Raw genomic sequence first — 16,604 nt, 5'->3', positions numbered from 1 at the left:
TGACTTTGCAGGAACCACCCGATCGACCCTCGGCTCGATCAGTGTCCTGCAGGACGTTGCCTGACTATCGGCTGCTGTCAGTACGCATTCTTTGCCCAGGGGGCAGTGAAGAACGTGCGGACCACGATCAAAAGGTCCAACCACAGGCTCCAATTGTTAATGTACCAGACGTCGTAATCGACCCTGCGCTTCATCAGCTCGATTTGCGCTGTTTCACCGCGCAGGCCGTTAACTTGCGCCCAACCTGTGAGCCCGGGTTTCACGTGATTGCGGAATGCATAGTCGGCAATGCACGCCGAGTATTGGTCGTCATGCGCGACGGCATGTGGTCGTGGACCCACGAGGGACATGTCGCCCAACAGCACATTCAATAGCTGCGGCACCTCATCGATGCTGGTTCTACGAAGAACCCTTCCTACGCGCGTTATTCGACTATCGCCTCGTTGGGCCTGGCGGATGTTCGGACCGTCTTCGAGTACGGTCATTGTGCGAAACTTGTATATTGTGAACTCTCGACCATTGAACCCGTGCCGGCGCTGCTTGAAGATCAAAGGCCCCGCGGACTCTAGCTTGATCAGTACCGCGACGATGATGAGAGGTGGCAGCGAAAGGACCCCCCCGAGGATCGCCAAAATGAGATCGAACCCTCGTTTGACGAACAATTCCACGCGAGACAGGGGCGCGCGTTGGAGCTCGATCGCGGCGTTCCTGCCCATATTCGTTAATGGCTGCGTCAGCAACATTTCCAACTGCCTGTCGGGCAATAGGAAGACCGGGACAGGCAATATCCTCAGGCGTTCACAAATCAACTTGCGCCGTCGTTCGTCATTCCAGGCTATTGCTATCAGCACCTTCTCCGCTTCGTAAGCGTGGGCGGCGCGTATTGCATCTGCGATGACCTCCGAATCGCGAGAGCACAATTCGGCGCCGCCAGGATCGCAACAGGAGAGCGGAAAGCGGCCGATGTCGCGCGCCCCGTAGTTCATCAACAGACTGCGAGGGGAATGACGTGCGAGTTCCGCTGCTTCGCCGATCAGAATGACCCTGCGTCCGTTCACCTGACCTTCCGCAAGGGCATTTCGAAGCTGTGCGGCCAGAATTACGCGCCAACCAAGCAGAAACGCGAATCCGAGCGACGCGAAGGTAATCAGCCCTCCGCGTGAATAATAGGCCGTCGACTTAAGCAGAAAAAGGAACCCGACGAGGGTCGCCATCGCCGTCAGCCATCCGCCGGCCACGGCACGCAGTTGTCCGCGAGAGAATAGAATGGATACCCGGTACAACCCCAGTGAGTTCATCAGCAGCACGAAGAACAGTCCTGCATTGCCCCCCTCTCCGAGGTACTCGCTAAGGCTGCCCACCTCGCTGAATGCCAGTATGTGATAGGTGACGCCCCCAGCCAGACTGGCCATCAGGATCAGCATCAGATCCGAGGCCGCCATGAATAGTCCGATCTCGGAATATGGGACGATACTTGCGAGCAAACGGTCGTGCGGCGCCCGCTCACGCAACTCATCGGTTTGAGGGGAGACCGTCCGATGGAACATCTGCTGCCGATCTCCCTTACGCGATTTGCACGCGCAGCCGAGGCATGGGCTTCCAGGAAATTCCAAGATAGCAGGAGGCTCAGAGCAAGAGGCTCAGAGACAAGGCTCAGACCTTATGCACGCGAACATACATTCGCTGCGCGCCTTGTTTGCTCCACCGTTCGTCAAACTCGCGATATGCGACAAGACGCGAGGGGCAGACTTACCCATACGAAGCATGACATGCACTTCCGCCTGCTTCGGTATGCTTCCTTACCTTGAACGAAAAATGAGACCGGGCGTTTGAACCACTTCGACGCTGCTTGCGGGGCCCGAACGATGCTCTACTCCGGAACCAACCAGGTCATAAGCTGCCTCTCCGCACAGGAACGATCGCTGATCGTTCCTCACTTGCGGCTGTGCGAACTGATCCCTGGACACGCTATTCACACCCCGCACGAGCCCGTAAGGCACATCTACTTCCCGCGAAGCGGCTTACTTTCCATCGTCGTGATCTTCTCCGACGGCAATTCGGCCGAGGCGGCTGTCGCAGGTTCCAATACAATCGTTGGAGCGATCGCGGCGTTTGGCGATGGGACCGCTTTGAATCAGGTGATGGTTGCAGCTCCAGGAAATGCCGACCGGATCGAGGCTGATGTGATGCGGCGGCTGGCACGGGAGAGCGAGGCTCTTCGCGATGTGTTGATCCGGCATTCCCAGGCATTGGCGGCGCAGTCTGTCCAGATCGCCGGCTGCAACGCCGTACATCCGCTGGAAGCGCGCCTCTGCCGGTTGCTCCTGCAATGTAGAGATCTGTCGAGCGCGGACACCCTGCCGTTCACGCAGGATTTGGTGTCTTCCATGTTGGGGGTTTACCGACCGAGCCTGACGCACGTCTTGCGAAAGTTAGAAACCGCCCGGCTAGTTTCGCTTTCGCGCGGCAAGGTCCGCATCGTTGATGCCGCAGCGCTGGAAGAATGCTCGTGCGAGTGCTACGCCGCGATCAAGGACCAGGTCAAACAGATCGTCGGCGCGGGCCGTTTGGCCGCCTGACCAGCTGTTTCCAAACCCCTCACAATGTATTCAAGTTAAATGGCCTTACATGCCTGAGGAGATGACTGGGACGAACGGTTTCCCTTTGATCGAGCGGCAAACTCAACGTTACGACGATGGCGAACGCAAAGCATGATTCATAGTTCAGCCGAGAAAGGCGGCTATAGCTTCGCATGCGTGTCGTACCATCCGGGAAACGGCCCGAAGCACGCCATCAAGAAGCGATGAATGAACCTTCCACCTCTTAGGCGGAACATCAAGCCATCGTCTCCGAACAGCTTGTACTGGATGAAAATGAAGGCGTATCTTGCAGTGGCTTCTACAAAGCTGATCCAGCGCCCATTCAGATCATCGCCAAACGCTCCCGATGCATCATCTTCGAAAATATAGTTGAAGATAGAGCCATTGCGGTCGCGCGTGCGGATTGACGAATTCGGAATGTGCACTTGGGGCACAACCTGGAAACGTTGATATCCAAGGTTACGCAGCTTCCGGAGTTCATGGATCAGTTTTCGAAAGTCAATTTTTTCGCTTTCCATGGAGATAAATGCTGGCCGGCCGGAAAGCCCGCCGAGAGCATCAATGACGACGTCTTCTCGCCCCTCGATGTCGAGCTTGAGATAGTATGGAACGCCCCATCTTTCGAATGCTTCGCGGATATCGAATATCGGCACTTCGATCTCGTGATGGGCGGACCCGAGGCGCACGTTGCGCCCGGCCCAATTTGGATCGACCGTGCCCCAGGTGGATTGCTTGTCGACGAAGAAGCGAACATTGCCTTGGCCGTGGGCGATGGCGCCAAAAATGATCTTGATCCGCTCATTTCCGGCAAACCGTTTCCTGTTCCACTCTATCAGATCAGGATTTGCGTCAATGCCGACAACTCTGAACCCTTTTCTGAGATAGTAGGCGGCGTCCTCGCCTTTATGGAGACCTACATCAAATATCAGGTCTTCGTGAACGCAATTTCCTTGGACGCGATTGGACAGGGCCATTGGCAGATTCCATTCGGAGTGTCGGGAAGAGCGAGCGTTCACGCAAAAATGAACCCAGACTACCCGCCGTTCTTCCGTCTTTGAGGTCGGATGAAACGCACGCGTGGAACATTTGTTGCCATTGCGGGGCACCCGTTCGCATAATCACCCGGCGCGTTCCGTACGTGGTTGCGCTTGCTTCTTCGCCGGCAGCAATGATCAAGGAAAGCGGTATTCATTCCGAATTGTTCTGCAGAACGAAGCGGGCCTCCGTCGGATTCCAACGAAGGACAGGCTTCACGCGTGAGGAGGATAGCCGCCTATCGCCTTTGGGAACGGCGCTTCCGGCCTCGCTCGACGTGATCGTGTGCGTCGAGTTATCGACGAGCGAAGTCCAGTTGCCGCCAGCGGCTCGTCCGGCGAGGACTAAAGCATACCGCTGCCCCAAGCGCCCCAACGCGCCCCGCCCGCCATCCCACTAAATGGCGGCTGGCTGCCGATTTTGTTGCAAAAGTCGGTTGAGACGAGCGGCGAACCGTGATTCCGTTGTGTGTGACGCGAATCTCGGCGAGGTCGATCCATGATGGGCCGTGTGAAGAGTGACCAAGGTCAACTGTTCTACGAGTTTCATCTTGGCGACGCGGTTCCTGAAGATCATTTGGTGCGGAAGATCGACGCTGCTCTCGATCTGTCCTGGCTTCGCAGTGAACTAGCACCTCATTATTCGTCCATGGGTCGCCCGTCGATCGATCCGGAACTGATGATCCGGATGCTGGTCGTGGGATATGTCTTTGCGATCCGCTCGGAGCGATTGATTTGTCGTGAAGTGCAGGTGAACCTTGCCTATCGCTGGTTCTGCAAGCTCGGGATCGAGGACGCCATCCCGGATCATTCGGCGTTTTCGCGCGCCCGCAACGAGCGCTTTCGCGAGGGAGATGTATTTCGCCACATGTTCGAGCGAGTTGTCGAGAGGTGCATTACGGCCGGTCTGGTTGGCGGCGATGGCTTTGCAGTCGATGCGAGCCTGATCCAGGCTTATGCCAACAAGCAACGCTCGATCGCAGGTCAGGACTGGCGGAGAGATCGTGATCCAGCGAGGTCGAGCCGCGCGGTGAAGGAGTATCTGGCGACCCTTGACGATACGGCGTGGGGCGCCGCCAGCGATGTTGTCCCGAAGTTCGTTTCGCCATCCGATCCCGCGGCGCAGTGGACTCGGGCTCACAAGGGGCCGGCATTCTTCGCTTACTCCGACAATTATCTCATCGACGTGAAGTTCGGTGTAATCGTTGATGTCGAGGCCTCCCGCTCCATTCGCCAGGCTGAGGTCGGGGCGGCGAAGACCATGATCGAGCGAACAGAGGAGCGCTTCGGCCTCAAGCCGGAGCGGCTGATCGGAGATACCGCCTACGGGGCAGCTCCGATGCTGAACTGGCTGGTCGAGGAGAAAGGCATCGCGCCACATATCCCCGTGTTCGACAAGTCGAAGCGGGATGATGGCACCTTCTCGCGCAGCGACTTTCGATATGACCCGACCAGCGACGTCTACCACTGCCCGGGCGGAAAGCGGCTTGGGACGAGCGGTACCGTGCACGAGGGCAAGACCCTTCTGTATCGCGCAAGCAAGCTCGACTGCAATGCATGCCCGCTCAAACCGCAGTGCTGCCCAAAGGAACCATCACGCAAGATCCCACGCGATATCCATGAGCATGCCCGAGACGTGGCCCGGTCGTTGGCTGGCACCAAGGGCTTCGAGCAGTCGCGGCATGAGCGCAAGAAGATCGAGATGAGGTTCGCACACTTGAAGCGTATCCTGAAGCTTGGTCGGCTCCGACTGCGTGGTCCACGAGGCGCTCAGGACGAGTTTGTTCTGGCCGCCATTGCTCAGAACCTACGGCGGCTCGCATCGCTGGTTGCGCGACCGCCACCCGCTCAGGCTCTGTGTACTGCGTAGCGTAAAAGTCGCGTAGAGAGCGTCCGGCTCGCGGGACCAAACCCCGTTACCCCAATTAAAATGGCGGAACCGCATCACCGGTCACTGCAGACTTTTGCAACAAAATCTGCTGTTAGCTGACATCGGCGCAAACTTGATGGCGGCAGGAATGCCCATGCGGATCGCCGCCGGCTCCACCAGCAAGGAGTCATTCAGTTGCGGGCGAGAGAGTTGGGTCACGAGCCGTAATACTCGCGCTCAGCAAATCACGTAGGCTATTCGGTCAGGCGCATACTAAGGAATAGAGACCGACCGCGTTGACGCGTGCAACCGCAATTTGTACGTCGGCTATGGGGGTCATGTGCGGTCATTGCTCCATCAAAGCAAATCGTCCGTTCCCTATTTAAAAGTGGACATCCGTCAAACCATAACTGTTCTTCAGCCACCGTAGCGGGTAAAAGCGCCGCTCAACAAATGGAGCGGCAATGGCCAAGAAAGTGAAGAAGATCGCACGTCGTGAATACACGAAGGCGGACGTCAAAGAACTTCGTGCCCATTCCAAAGCCAAGACGCCCGTGGTGAAAATTGCCAAGCTGACGAAGCGTACGGAAGCATCTCTCCGCCAAAAAGCGATGTCGCTAGGTATGCCGCTTGGGCACAGGCGATAGACAGATGCTCACGTGCGACGTGTGGCCTCAGCTAGGACAATTGCGGCCAGCATCGTGCGCTTCAGAAGTCAGCCGAGATAAACGGATTCTAAACGAGGCAATGCAACCGTACCCAAATGAGCAACGATCGTTCTTTAGAAACCGTCCTTCAACAGGTACGCGCCGAACACTCCGGCGAGCCCGTGCGATTCAGTTATTACCACCGCCAATTTCTCGAGCATCTTCGGCACGGCGGGTGGGTCCGCTCAAAGGACCTAGCGCATGCGCCCAAGGTGAGGACACACGTTTTGCGTCATGCGTGGATCGAAAGGAAAGAGAGCGAGCGCGCGGTGCTGTACCGCATCACTGAGAGCGGTCTCAATGAATTGCGAAAGCCGCGAGCTTAGCGCCTACGGCCCCCTCTCCAGCTAAGTGGCAGCATTCCTGCCGCGTGCAAATCGCTTGGCAAGGTTCCCAATGAAGGAAAATCTGATTGTGTTTGCGCTGTGGCGGGAGGTTGTGTAAATTACGGACACCGGGGCTGGCTCATATTTCACTTAATCTTTTTTACCCGGTTGGCCGCAGCCTACCAGCTGCGGCCTTTTTTGCATGACGTTGTAAGTTGACGCGATTCCATCGCCTCTCTACTTCTCGACTTGAGGGTGTTTCGCACCTCAGTGGCCCGAAGTTTGAGCGCGAAGACGCCAGCCCCGGAGCGATCGCTTCGGGCCTACTCAATTGCCTCTTCCAGTTTCGCCGGTAGGCAATAGCGGCTTTCCCAAAACATATTCGCGTGGTCGCCGTATCCCGCCCAGAGAGGCGCTAGTTCGTCCTGAGGCTTGAAGCGAAAGAATCCCCACGATGGATCACCGCGGAGCCATTCCTGTGCGTTGCTGCTGAGAGCCGCACGGCGCGACAGATTGCGTTTGCGAACTGGCATTATCGGTTAGAACCGCTTTTTGAGATGCAATGCCCCTGCCCTGGGGGCACCGAGGCCGCGCTTTGCCTTATCTTGCGGCTGACATGCCTAGTGCCTTGCCTCCTATTTGGATGCCGCTTCGTCGGCGCGGAGCGGTATGCTGGTTCAGTTTCCTGTCAGCGTGGCGGTCTATACTTGACTCTGGATTGACCCCTTCCGAGCAAAGTGCAGATGAATAGCACCGATAGAATAATTAGCGTTCTGCAGGCGGAACGAGACGTTGCTCGGCATGAACTAGCAGAGCGAAACAAACTGTTGGATGAAGTCCGAAAGAAGTTGGCCGAGCCCAGCGACGCGCAAGCGAAGGTCGCTTGGTTAGTCGACCGCCTTGAGTTCTCCGCCGCCGCGCGCTGAACTACGTTTCGACAGATTGACTATGTGTCCTATTTCATCTGAGCAGAGCGACGGTTCGCTGAGGAATGGCTTTGATGCGGAGCCTAGCCAGGACAAACGATCGGATCACTTGCCTCCTGTATGCAGCTTGTCGTGATCGCTGGCGCGGTGATGGACAATACGCCTCACCAAAGACCGGCCGCCGCCCAATCCACTGTACGGCCTCGCCAGCACCGTCCAGCGGTATGACCACCGCCCTGCGGTATCTTTTCTTCTTTCTTACCTCCCACAGCGGGACATCGGGACAGGTAATAGATACCTGTCCCATCCTGTCCCGCTAGGATGGGCCGGGACATGTCCCGATGTCCCCGCTATCAGGGTAGCCATACACGACGCCCAAGCGCTCCGACGTGCCCAGCTTCCACTAGCTTGCCGGATGTCCGCTGGAAGCGTCTGCGGCGCACCGAATGTCCCCGATGTCTCCTCGATGTCCCCATATAATGTCCCTTGATCGACGAGGCGAAGGCCTCACTCTTTGCACGTTCGTAGCCGTATTGATCGTAACTATCGTCGATCCCGCGTTGGAGCGACGAAGGCGCCACTCGTGGAAGCCCTCGAGATAATCGCGCCAAGTACGACCATTTCGACTTGCTGCAAGATGCGCCCGCCTTGGGAAGGCCGTTCGCCCCCCTTGGCAAGGGCCGTCCGCTCAATCGAGGCGCGCTCAACTCCGTCAGCGTCAAAAACGGCCCTTCCCCGCCGGCCGGACACGACGATGTCGCAAACGCGGTGGCGGGCGTGGCGCATTGCGTCGTCAACCGGCATTCGGCGACTGTCACACCATTAGGGGTTTAGCGTGGCTGACACCGAAGAAACCATTGAAGCCTGGATTACAAGCCGGGAGGAAGCAACTCGGCACCTGCTGGATTTGATCGACTTCAACCCGGGGGACGCTTTCGCGCGCCGCGCGGAGGCAACCCTAACAAACTTGCATGCGATCCGCGAGATTTTGGCCAAGGCCGCGAAATATGCCGATCTGTGCGCGCGCAACAGTGAAAACGCTAGATCCCCGACCAAGAGACTTCGAACACGCGAGCGCAATATGGAAATGGCGCGAGAGTTTAATAAACGCGCTGTTCGCAGAGCCGGACTCGGCACCAATCGTTCGGATCTTGCGTTGATGACGGAAGTCGGTCGCTTGCCTCGATTCAACCTGAAGCGAAGCGCCGCCCATATCGCGATCAACGCCGGCCTGGTCGAACTCGGGCGCGTACCCACAAAAGCCGGATAAGAGTTAACCTAGAGACCGCAATAGCCGATGTCCGCTATTGGCGATAAGGTGAAGTTGCGCGAGCGAGGCTGGAAGACTGTTTTTGACCCAAACCGGTCATCGAAGGTGTGCGGCATCAATGAGGTTGCGCGGGCGGCCACGGCACAAGCCCCTCGGCCTTGAGGGCAGCAACAACGGCCGGGCGAGAACCTATTCGTTCGCGGTAAGCAAGAACAGCGCGATAAGGCGACAGATCGAAGTTGACCCAATTTGCCCAGTTCGACACGACGAAGAAATGCGCGTCTGCCACCGAATAGGCGCGTCCCATCAGGTGATCGTTCGACGACAGATGCCCATCAAGATGGATGAAGCGGGCCCTGAGGCGGGCGCGAAACACATCTTTGCCTTCCTCTGGGACGCCCCCGTAGAATAGCGGTGAGAAGCCACCCTTGTGCAGCTCGCTCGCGAAGAAATTGAGCCATGCCTGTAGTTTAACTCTTTCAATCGAGCCGTTCGGGGGAGCGAGCTTCTTCTGTGGAACAAGGTCGGCAATGTATTGGACGATCGCCGCTCCTTCCGTCAGCAGCGTCCCGTCATCAAGCAGGAGCGCGGGTACGTATCCGAGAGGGTTTACGCTCCTATAGTCGCCACCGCCCGAGATGACTTTCGTGTGCTCATCAATCCTGACGGGCTCGAATGGCAACTCCGCTTCGTAAAGAACGATGTGGGCGAGCAGCGATGAAGAACCGGGTGCATAGAACAACTTCATCAGGGCACCTCGACCAGCGCGAGCAAAGCGAATTTGACAGTATCATGTTCAGATTGCCAAGGAACCTCGAACGTCTGTTGTTGGCCCTTAGCAAACCTGGCCATCGTAGCGGCGGGTGTCTGCTTTCCGGGTACAGCAGGCATTTGGCCCGGACGCTCGAATGCTCGGATTTGTGAGTACACGTTTTAGACCGTTTGCAGAATTCGTCCAGCCAGCGCCGTAAAACGGATTGACTCCGTGTCATTGTGAAACCTGACAAGAGGTTCACAATGACCGATACCAGCAAAAAGCTTACCGCAGACACGGCCGCCGCCAAGGTTATCCAGGCGACGCAGCCGGTGAATGATTTCAATGCCGCCGAAGGCGTGAAACAGGCGCCGCCGCCTGTCGTCAAACCGCTGCCGCCGGACCTTGCGCGCGCTTTGGGCGTCAAGCAGTGACAAACGTCGCGAAACCAACCCCGGAGCACGACCGCGCAAACAAGCTCGCCGAGCTACCGCGAACGCTCATGGGCGGAACGCGCGCGATGCGCGCTGCGGGCGAACGTTATTTGCCGAGATTCGCAAGCGAGACGGTCGCGAACTATAGCGCGCGCCTACACCGCTCGACCTCGTTCAATGCGTTCAAAAAGACCGTTGCCGACATGACGGGCCGTGTGTTCATCAAGCCCATCGCAATAGGGAAGGACGTGCCCGAGGAACTGGTAGGCTTCGCAGAAAACATCGACTTGACGGGTCGGCATCTCAATGTTTTCGCGCGTGACGTCTTTTACGACTGCCTACAGACGGGGATCGGTTACATTCTAACGGATGCACCTCCCGCTCCTGTTCGCACGGACGGCCTCACGCCGACCGTCGCCGACTACCAGGGTGCGGGGTGGCGGCCATACCTCGTCTTTATTCCGGTCGAAAACCTGATCGGCTGGAAGTCAACCACGGTCGACGGATCAGAAACCCTCACGCAGATCCGCATCAAGGAATGCGTGAGCGAGCCCGATGGTGATTTTGCAGAAAAGACCGTCGACCAGATCCGCGTTATCGAACCTGCCAGGTGGCAGACTTGGCGCAAAAGCGGGCAGTCAGGCGCATGGGAAGTGTTCGCAGAAGGCCCAAACGGTCTCGGCAAAATTGCGATCGCGCCCGTCTATCTCAACCGAACTGGCTTCATGACCGGCGAGCCGCCATTGCAAGATTTGGCCGATCTCAACGTCGCCCATTGGCAATCACAGTCGGACCAGCGAAATATCCTGACGGTCGCTCGCGTGCCGATTCTGTTCGGCACCGGGATCGAGGAGCAAGTCGTTCTAGAGATCGGCGCCAGTTCAATGGTGCGCGTATCCAATCCTGACGCCAAGCTGAGCTATGTCGAACACACGGGTGCGGCGATCGCAGCAGGCGACAAGGATTTGCAGAATCTGCAATTCCAGATGCAGGCGTGTGGATTGCAATTGCTTGTGCCTGATCCTGGCCGAACTGCGACCGGCGAGATACGGGACGACGTGAAAGAGAACTCGACGCTCGCGTATATGGTTGCGGCGCTTCAAGACGCACTCGAACTTTCGTTCGGATTTCTCGCTGAATACGCGGGACTCGGTGATGACAAGGGCGGCTCGCTCGCCGTCAATACCGAATTCGGCATCTCCGGCAACCGGTTCGACATCCAGTACCTCACGCAGGCAGTCATCGCCGGCATGCTCGACGATCAGACCTACATCGACGAGCTAAAACGCCGCGGCGCGCTCAGCGACGCTGTCGACACCGAAACCGTGCTGCATCGTATTGACGCGGCTGGCGGCTCAATGAACCTTCTCACGCATTAGGAGCGACCATGCCGACACTTGAAGAAACTCTCGCCAATCAAATGCAGCGCTTTGCCGACGTCGCCAGCCTCAAGCACGTTCAGTCGGCGTTCAAGGTGACGTTGGACGCGCATAAGACACTTAAGAAAGAGGCTGCCGAAATGGTGAAGAAGGTCGCCGCCGACAATCGGCTGACGCCCGTCGGTCGCCGGGAAAAGATGCAGGAGTACGTGGGCAAGGAATCACACCGGGTTCTCCGGGCGCAGCGAACCCTCGCGAAGATCCGAGAACAGCACGAAGCGCAGCGCGTCGCTATCCAGCCGCGTGCTGCCGACAGGACCGACCTGGTGGGAGCGGTAGCACGAAGCGACCTTCGCAGCATGTTGCGAGGCATGCCAATTGGCAAAAGCATGCAACTCCTGCTCGCGCCCGACGCCGACCCGATCCTGCTTGCGGCGGTGCTTGAACTGCCGAACTACGCAAGCGGCATCAATGACGAAACGCGGCGAGCCGTGACGGAACGCGTTATCGAACGCGAGCACCCTGGCGCTCTGGCTGCACTGGAGCGAGACGCCGAAGCCGTGGAATTGCTCGGCGTCGTGACTCGCGTTCTTGAGGACACGGCACGCGACATCGGCGAATTTCCGAATGCAAAGCTGCTGCAGGCCTTCGTCGAGCAGTCGGTTGGCGATACCTCACGACTTGACGCTGACATTCAGCATTCGTTGCAGGCCGCGTAACCATCAAATCAGAAGTTCAAGTAATGGCTCCACGAAGGCTGCAGCGACACGAAATCGCTGCAGCCCGCGCATGGTCAAAAGAAACCGGGTAAAATGAACAAGTGAAGTATGTAGCCAGCCCCGGTAGCCAACCGTAGCGCTGGGCTTGATGTAGTTGCAATCAGATTTTTTTGCAGCGCAGCGAAACCAAAACGCGTGCCTTACGTGCGGTATTGGTGTTCCCGACTCTCTGATTTATGAATGAACAAACGGCGGCCCCGCCGTCATAGGAACCGGTGGGCAATGGTGCCCACCCCCGCGCTAATGCGGAACCGTGACATGTGCGAGAAGTGCAAGCCGATCGAAGACCGTATCGCCCATTACCAGATGTTGCGCACCCTGATCAGTGATCGACAAACATTGGATGGCATCGCCTCGCTGATTGCCGAGTTGGAGGAGCAAAAACGAAAGCTCCACCCCGACCAGGATTAAGGCCGCCGGTTCACCCTGGCGGGCTTCTTCTCGCAACGGGATTACCCAGGCGGGTGTAAATCGCCTTGAAGCCAGCGGCCAAGGGACTTGGAATGCATCGGATCTTCGTAGGCGGCACGGATCGTAAGTACGTCATTGCAGAGAGCGCACTGAAACCTGTGCAAGTCCACGCCTGGGCGCTCTGCCTCGATGCTAACAAGCATCATCGAAGCCTTGCACCTTGGACAGACAGAGCGCTGGAATGTGATCGGTGGAATGGCAGGCGACGGGCGTTGAGGACTCCCTACGCACAGGCGGGAGCGCAACACTCTCTGTCACCGGCAAATGCCAGGATACGTAACGGTGATACCCACAAGTATGCGCTTCATTGACCTGATGCGCGAGTCAATTTGGGCTTGGTTCACGCCAGCGGGCCTACCCCTTCGATCACGTCGTATTCGAAAGCGACGCCCTCTGGGTCGTTCTCCTCGAACCACGTTTCAGCGGAATCTGCAGTAGCGAGAACCTTGACGTGATCCGTCGCCAACCTGTCTGGCGGTATTGACGTACACGAAGACGGTCATTGATCCCTCTTCAGCTTGGGTCATGACATGCCGGAGAGACGGCCCCGGCTCCGCAGGGGGCTTGGGGGGTATGGGCCGGGGCCGCTCCGCCGGCTCGTGCGGCGAGCCAGCGAGTCTCCCAAGCCGATCTGGCGAGCTTTGTTCCTCGCTGCTCCTTGCGGGGACGGCTAGTCAGCCGTTAGGAGCGTGTCACCAGGCGCCAATACCCGGACATAGGTCCCGCTTTCATGCAGCTCGAGCCAACCGCTCTCGATTGCGTGCTTGATACCGGCGCCAAACTCTGGACCGCTTGCCTTGAGCTTAAAGAGAAAGGGCTCGTTGAGCTTTTCGATGTGGACGCGGCCGTCTTGGACAGCCTCAATGCCCTTGGCGAGCTCAATGAGCTTGCGGGCAGCCGCCTCCGGATCGGAGTACGGTCGGTCACTTACCAATTTCATAGATCGGCCCCAGCCGGATAAAGCCGATGAGCTATAGGCAGATTGCGCATCATCGTAAAGGCCCTGCCTACCCGCACTTGTGGTTTTTGGTATGCAGCGCGGTCCGGTCTCCGGTGATCTGCTCGACATAGTCGTCGATCGCATTAATGAGCGGTTCTCGAAACCCGAGCGTCATGTTCTTGATGAGGTAGCTACGGAGCCGATCCAACTCGACAAGTTCAGCTTTGACGGCTGCTGCTCGGACTTCCTCGGCACGCCAATGCATCCGCTCTTGATGGTACGCCTTCGCGGCGGCTCTATTCTCTGCCTTGGTCATGGCGCCATCGAAACGCGGCGCGAGCCAGAGTCAAATTGTCGATTACTTGTGGTTCAGAAGGCGCGCGAGCCACTCCGCGTCGTTGGTGTGGAGAAGTGCTGGCCGGACGTAGACCTCCGACCTAGCCCGCACCTACTGAGCCAATCGCTGAACGATCACGCCGTTGAGCGACACGGCGCATAGATAAGCCCACGTAGCAGTCTGCCCGGCCGCGCTCCAATCTATTTCCACGCGAAGTGGTGGCCCCGACCCGGGCCAGCCTGCGGGCAACGGCATCGGTGTGGTCCGGCTCTTACCGATATTCATTCCCGCAATCTTCGGCAGCGTATCGGCGACCTTGAGAATGCACGCTTGCTCGTTGGCGTTTGGTGCAGCGAGCGCGGGTGACATCGACATCATCGCCGCAACGGCTATCAATATGGTTCTCATAATGAGCGAACACCTGTCGAACATCGGTGATGTTTCATGTGCCCTCCCTGTCACACGGAACAGATTGAAACGGACAGAAGCGGGCGTCGGAACGGATGGTAATGCTTGTAAATACTAGGGTTTCTCGGGAGCGTCCCGAAATAGACCGCGGGACACGAAATGGCCGGAAAAAGTCGAGCCAAAATTCAAGAAACCCTTGTGCCGCAGGCACATCTTGTTGGAGCGGGTGAAGGGAATCGAACCCTCGTATTCAGCTTGGAAGGCTGCTGCTCTACCATTGAGCTACACCCGCGTTACGGGCTCCCTAACACGGCCGGGCGGCGGTCTCAACTGCCCAGGATGTGGCTTTCCCGCGGCTTTCCGGCCTTGCGCACAGGCCTGGTTCCGGCCGGCGCGCCGCCCCTTAACAGCGGCGGCCTTCCAGCCTATATTGAGATCTTCCGAAACCAACGAAAGGAGGTGATCCAGTGTCTCTTACCAAGCGCTGTCACCTCGCTGGGATCGCCCGCTAAGTTCTGAAAAGGGCTTGGCATCGGGGCGCTCTCAGCCCTGGACCAGCGAGCAAGAAATCGGGCGCGACGGGGCTCTCCCCGCCGCGCCTTTTCTTTTGGGAATTTGCCTCGGATGGGGGCGATGCGAGCCCCCGGCTCAGAGCGCGCGAAGCCGCTCGCGCACTGCGACTGCGGCAATCAGCAAGCCGATGCACCAGGCCACGGCGGCCCGGTGGGGCTCGTCGCCCTGCAACGCTGTGAAGATGCTCGTGATCAGGCAAGGCGCGATCGCGTTGCTGTTCCGGCTCGCGAGCGAGAGCAGGAACGGCAGCGTGGCGATCGCGATTTGCAGGACGCTCATTGGCGTGCGCCATTTCGCTCGGCAAGGCTCAGAAGCCGAAGACGCTCAGCAGAGACGGGCGTTTGCCACGACGGCTCTCGGTGATGCGCTCGCCGCCGTTCTCGACGGAGCTGCCGTAATAGCGGTGATGGCCCGCCTGGTCGTGCAAATCGACCGGCTCCGACTTCCCTGCCCGCCGCGCGTCACAGATGATCTTGATGGTCTGACCCGACATTGCCGCCTCCGATTGGCTTGACGTGTTCTTCGTGGCCATCAGTCGCCGCGGCTTTGGGCATCGTTCACCCCGCAAGGCGGCAATCGGGTTTCAGGATGGTTTCGTCGCGCACTCTGCGACGCAATATTTTTGCTCTTGGGGTTTGTCGGTATCGGCGGCGATGATACGTCCTTCGGACCGCGAGCTCCAAAACAAACGAGGTGACGATGCTTTACGCCATCCTGGCCTATCACGTGGAAGACGAGATTTTGGCGCTGACGCCGGAGCAGGACGCCGCGGTCGTGGCCAAAGTCATCGAGGTGCAGGCGCCCCTGAGGGCCAGCGGACATTTTGGGCCGGCCGCCCGTCTGGATGAGACCCGAACGGCCCGCACCGTGCGTGGCCCCGGCGCGGGCGTGGTGCTGGACGGCCCATTTGCCGAGACCAAGGAGCAGCTTCTTGGCTTTCACCTGATGAACTTCGATACCGATGAGGAGGTGATCGCGGCGGTGCGAAAGCTGCGCCAGGTCAATCCGACTGCGGTCTACGAAATCCGCCCGGTCAAGCTTTACGTGCCGGCGGATGGGTTCGGCGCGACGACTCCAGAGAAATGACGGGGCGCTAGCTGCTTGCGCTCGGCGAACCGGAGGCGCGACGAATCAGGAGCGCCGCGAACGCGAACAGCCAGAGATACGACGCGTATTGTGGCGCAATCCCCGCCACGATCGTCCCCGACACGAGGACCAAGATCGGGAACAGCGCGGCAACGAACTCATGCCGCCAGCCTCCCACGACGATCCACCACAGCCAGGCATTGAGGCTGGCAATAGCCGTCAAATGCAGGCCGAAGAGCACAGCCACCGCACTGCTCGACCCATAATTGGCTTCGAGGCCGTTGGTGACCGGCAGCAGCACGATGGACAGCAGGAAGAGCAGGTTTCCCATCACCACGCCGTGGCTGGCCGCAGGTTGACGCGCCAGCCGCCGGTGATGGCTCATCCAGAACACGCCGGCGATGATGAAGCTCAGCACCAGCCCGGTGACGCGGCCGGAATAGAGCTGAGCGAGATCGCTCCAGGTCGGCATCGCCTTGAACTCGCCGGCCTTGGGCAGGTCGCTCGCCAGCAGCGTCATGGCCACGCCAAAGATGGTGTTGCTGAGCGATTCCAGCCGCCGCATCTCAAACAGGTCGGGATCGGTTATTTCAGGCAACGCCATGGCTGGAACCCACGTACGGCACTTTCCCCTAAATCCAAACTGCCGCCTCGTCCAGCCGCATTGCGATTCGCGGGCAAATCGCCGACTCTCGGCGCTTCATCGGGGC

At 58.6% G+C, this 16,604-nt stretch carries 18 protein-coding genes and 1 tRNA gene; 9 read left to right on the top strand and 10 right to left on the bottom strand.

All coding sequences use genetic code 11. The annotated features are described in order from the left end of the window. Nucleotides 1-77: 77 nt before the first annotated feature. On the bottom strand, nt 78-1,547 hold the full coding sequence (locus tag ACPPVR_RS16515; protein WP_426615253.1) for an undecaprenyl-phosphate glucose phosphotransferase: 1,470 nt from the start codon (nt 1,545-1,547) through the stop codon (nt 78-80). Between the two features lie 282 nt (nt 1,548-1,829). On the opposite strand from ACPPVR_RS16515, the gene ACPPVR_RS16510 reads away from it, so the two are divergent. Beyond that, nucleotides 1,830-2,579: a Crp/Fnr family transcriptional regulator gene (locus ACPPVR_RS16510; protein WP_426615252.1), complete on the top strand. Its 750-nt coding sequence runs from the start codon at nt 1,830-1,832 to the stop codon at nt 2,577-2,579. Nucleotides 2,580-2,740: 161 nt separating this feature from the next. Here the strand turns inward: ACPPVR_RS16510 and ACPPVR_RS16505 are convergent, their stop codons facing one another. Continuing rightward, entirely contained in the window at nt 2,741-3,574 is an 834-nt protein-coding gene (locus tag ACPPVR_RS16505) for an FkbM family methyltransferase (RefSeq protein ID WP_426615251.1), read from the bottom strand. Between the two features lie 559 nt (nt 3,575-4,133). On the opposite strand from ACPPVR_RS16505, the gene ACPPVR_RS16500 reads away from it, so the two are divergent. The 3 genes from ACPPVR_RS16500 (at nt 4,134) to ACPPVR_RS16490 (ending at nt 8,733) form a co-directional block, all read left to right on the top strand. Then, entirely contained in the window at nt 4,134-5,504 is a 1,371-nt protein-coding gene (locus ACPPVR_RS16500) for a transposase (protein ID WP_426615250.1), read from the top strand. A 464-nt stretch (nt 5,505-5,968) separates the two neighbouring features. Further along, entirely contained in the window at nt 5,969-6,151 is a 183-nt protein-coding gene (locus ACPPVR_RS16495) for a hypothetical protein (RefSeq protein WP_426615249.1), read from the top strand. Nucleotides 6,152-8,298: 2,147 nt separating this feature from the next. Then, nucleotides 8,299-8,733: a hypothetical protein gene (locus ACPPVR_RS16490; protein WP_426615248.1), complete on the top strand. Its 435-nt coding sequence runs from the start codon at nt 8,299-8,301 to the stop codon at nt 8,731-8,733. Nucleotides 8,734-8,848: 115 nt separating this feature from the next. On the opposite strand, the gene gstA is transcribed toward ACPPVR_RS16490, so the two are convergent. After that, nucleotides 8,849-9,481: a glutathione transferase GstA gene (gene gstA, locus ACPPVR_RS16485; protein ID WP_426615247.1), complete on the bottom strand. Its 633-nt coding sequence runs from the start codon at nt 9,479-9,481 to the stop codon at nt 8,849-8,851. Between the two features lie 269 nt (nt 9,482-9,750). Here gstA and ACPPVR_RS16480 point away from each other — a divergent pair, with 269 nt between their 5' ends. From ACPPVR_RS16480 to ACPPVR_RS16465, 4 genes are all read left to right on the top strand, one after another. Continuing rightward, nucleotides 9,751-9,921, top strand: coding sequence for a hypothetical protein (locus tag ACPPVR_RS16480; protein ID WP_426615246.1), 171 nt, complete (start codon nt 9,751-9,753; stop codon nt 9,919-9,921). Next, nucleotides 9,918-11,300 (top strand): DUF4055 domain-containing protein, encoded by a 1,383-nt coding sequence (locus tag ACPPVR_RS16475; protein ID WP_426615245.1) that lies wholly within the window; start codon nt 9,918-9,920, stop codon nt 11,298-11,300. The genes ACPPVR_RS16480 and ACPPVR_RS16475 overlap by 4 nt, the downstream gene beginning before the upstream one ends. Nucleotides 11,301-11,308: 8 nt before the next feature. Beyond that, entirely contained in the window at nt 11,309-12,019 is a 711-nt protein-coding gene (locus tag ACPPVR_RS16470; RefSeq protein ID WP_426615244.1) for a hypothetical protein, read from the top strand. Between the two features lie 318 nt (nt 12,020-12,337). Further along, nucleotides 12,338-12,490 carry a hypothetical protein gene (locus ACPPVR_RS16465; RefSeq protein ID WP_426615243.1) on the top strand — a complete coding sequence of 51 codons (153 nt, stop codon included), beginning with the start codon at nt 12,338-12,340 and terminating at the stop codon, nt 12,488-12,490. Between the two features lie 730 nt (nt 12,491-13,220). Here the strand turns inward: ACPPVR_RS16465 and ACPPVR_RS16460 are convergent. The 6 genes from ACPPVR_RS16460 to ACPPVR_RS16435 form a co-directional block, all read right to left on the bottom strand. Next, nucleotides 13,221-13,490, bottom strand: a complete 270-nt coding sequence (locus ACPPVR_RS16460) for a hypothetical protein (protein ID WP_426615242.1) — start codon at nt 13,488-13,490, stop codon at nt 13,221-13,223. Between the two features lie 67 nt (nt 13,491-13,557). Further along, nucleotides 13,558-13,806, bottom strand: coding sequence for a hypothetical protein (locus ACPPVR_RS16455; protein ID WP_426615241.1), 249 nt, complete (start codon nt 13,804-13,806; stop codon nt 13,558-13,560). A 132-nt stretch (nt 13,807-13,938) separates the two neighbouring features. Continuing rightward, a complete protein-coding gene (locus tag ACPPVR_RS16450) occupies nt 13,939-14,259 on the bottom strand; it encodes a hypothetical protein (protein WP_426615240.1) in 321 nt (106 codons plus the stop codon). Nucleotides 14,260-14,453: 194 nt separating this feature from the next. Then, nucleotides 14,454-14,527 (bottom strand) — tRNA-Gly (locus tag ACPPVR_RS16445). A 356-nt stretch (nt 14,528-14,883) separates the two neighbouring features. Continuing rightward, complete coding sequence (locus tag ACPPVR_RS16440; protein ID WP_426615239.1) at nt 14,884-15,087, bottom strand: hypothetical protein; 204 nt, start codon at nt 15,085-15,087, stop codon at nt 14,884-14,886. A gap of 28 nt (nt 15,088-15,115) precedes the next feature. After that, nucleotides 15,116-15,301, bottom strand: coding sequence for a hypothetical protein (locus tag ACPPVR_RS16435; protein WP_426615238.1), 186 nt, complete (start codon nt 15,299-15,301; stop codon nt 15,116-15,118). Between the two features lie 206 nt (nt 15,302-15,507). Here ACPPVR_RS16435 and ACPPVR_RS16430 point away from each other — a divergent pair, with 206 nt between their 5' ends. Next, nucleotides 15,508-15,894 carry a YciI family protein gene (locus tag ACPPVR_RS16430; protein WP_426615237.1) on the top strand — a complete coding sequence of 129 codons (387 nt, stop codon included), beginning with the start codon at nt 15,508-15,510 and terminating at the stop codon, nt 15,892-15,894. Nucleotides 15,895-15,901: 7 nt separating this feature from the next. Here the strand turns inward: ACPPVR_RS16430 and ACPPVR_RS16425 are convergent, their stop codons facing one another. After that, nucleotides 15,902-16,498, bottom strand: coding sequence for a TMEM175 family protein (locus tag ACPPVR_RS16425; protein WP_426615236.1), 597 nt, complete (start codon nt 16,496-16,498; stop codon nt 15,902-15,904). Nucleotides 16,499-16,604: the final 106 nt, after the last annotated feature.

Source organism: Bradyrhizobium sp. McL0616, from assembly GCF_049993385.1.
Taxonomy (GTDB): Bacteria; Pseudomonadota; Alphaproteobacteria; order Rhizobiales; family Xanthobacteraceae; genus Bradyrhizobium.
This window is presented reverse-complemented; position numbering and strand designations above follow the sequence as displayed.

Excerpts from the sequence above, each read along its gene's own strand:
- ACPPVR_RS16515 (WP_426615253.1), bottom strand. The coding sequence starts at position 1,547 with ATGTTCCATCGGACGGTCTCCCCTCAAACCGATGAGTTGCGTGAGCGG.
- ACPPVR_RS16505 (WP_426615251.1), bottom strand. The coding sequence starts at position 3,574 with ATGGCCCTGTCCAATCGCGTCCAAGGAAATTGCGTTCACGAAGACCTG.
- ACPPVR_RS16500 (WP_426615250.1), top strand. The coding sequence starts at position 4,134 with ATGATGGGCCGTGTGAAGAGTGACCAAGGTCAACTGTTCTACGAGTTT.
- ACPPVR_RS16495 (WP_426615249.1), top strand. The coding sequence starts at position 5,969 with ATGGCCAAGAAAGTGAAGAAGATCGCACGTCGTGAATACACGAAGGCG.
- gstA (WP_426615247.1), bottom strand. The coding sequence starts at position 9,481 with ATGAAGTTGTTCTATGCACCCGGTTCTTCATCGCTGCTCGCCCACATC.
- ACPPVR_RS16480 (WP_426615246.1), top strand. The coding sequence starts at position 9,751 with ATGACCGATACCAGCAAAAAGCTTACCGCAGACACGGCCGCCGCCAAG.
- ACPPVR_RS16470 (WP_426615244.1), top strand. The coding sequence starts at position 11,309 with ATGCCGACACTTGAAGAAACTCTCGCCAATCAAATGCAGCGCTTTGCC.
- ACPPVR_RS16465 (WP_426615243.1), top strand. The coding sequence starts at position 12,338 with ATGTGCGAGAAGTGCAAGCCGATCGAAGACCGTATCGCCCATTACCAG.
- ACPPVR_RS16460 (WP_426615242.1), bottom strand. The coding sequence starts at position 13,490 with ATGAAATTGGTAAGTGACCGACCGTACTCCGATCCGGAGGCGGCTGCC.
- ACPPVR_RS16455 (WP_426615241.1), bottom strand. The coding sequence starts at position 13,806 with ATGACCAAGGCAGAGAATAGAGCCGCCGCGAAGGCGTACCATCAAGAG.
- ACPPVR_RS16450 (WP_426615240.1), bottom strand. The coding sequence starts at position 14,259 with ATGTTCGACAGGTGTTCGCTCATTATGAGAACCATATTGATAGCCGTT.
- ACPPVR_RS16440 (WP_426615239.1), bottom strand. The coding sequence starts at position 15,087 with ATGAGCGTCCTGCAAATCGCGATCGCCACGCTGCCGTTCCTGCTCTCG.
- ACPPVR_RS16435 (WP_426615238.1), bottom strand. The coding sequence starts at position 15,301 with ATGTCGGGTCAGACCATCAAGATCATCTGTGACGCGCGGCGGGCAGGG.
- ACPPVR_RS16430 (WP_426615237.1), top strand. The coding sequence starts at position 15,508 with ATGCTTTACGCCATCCTGGCCTATCACGTGGAAGACGAGATTTTGGCG.
- ACPPVR_RS16425 (WP_426615236.1), bottom strand. The coding sequence starts at position 16,498 with ATGGCGTTGCCTGAAATAACCGATCCCGACCTGTTTGAGATGCGGCGG.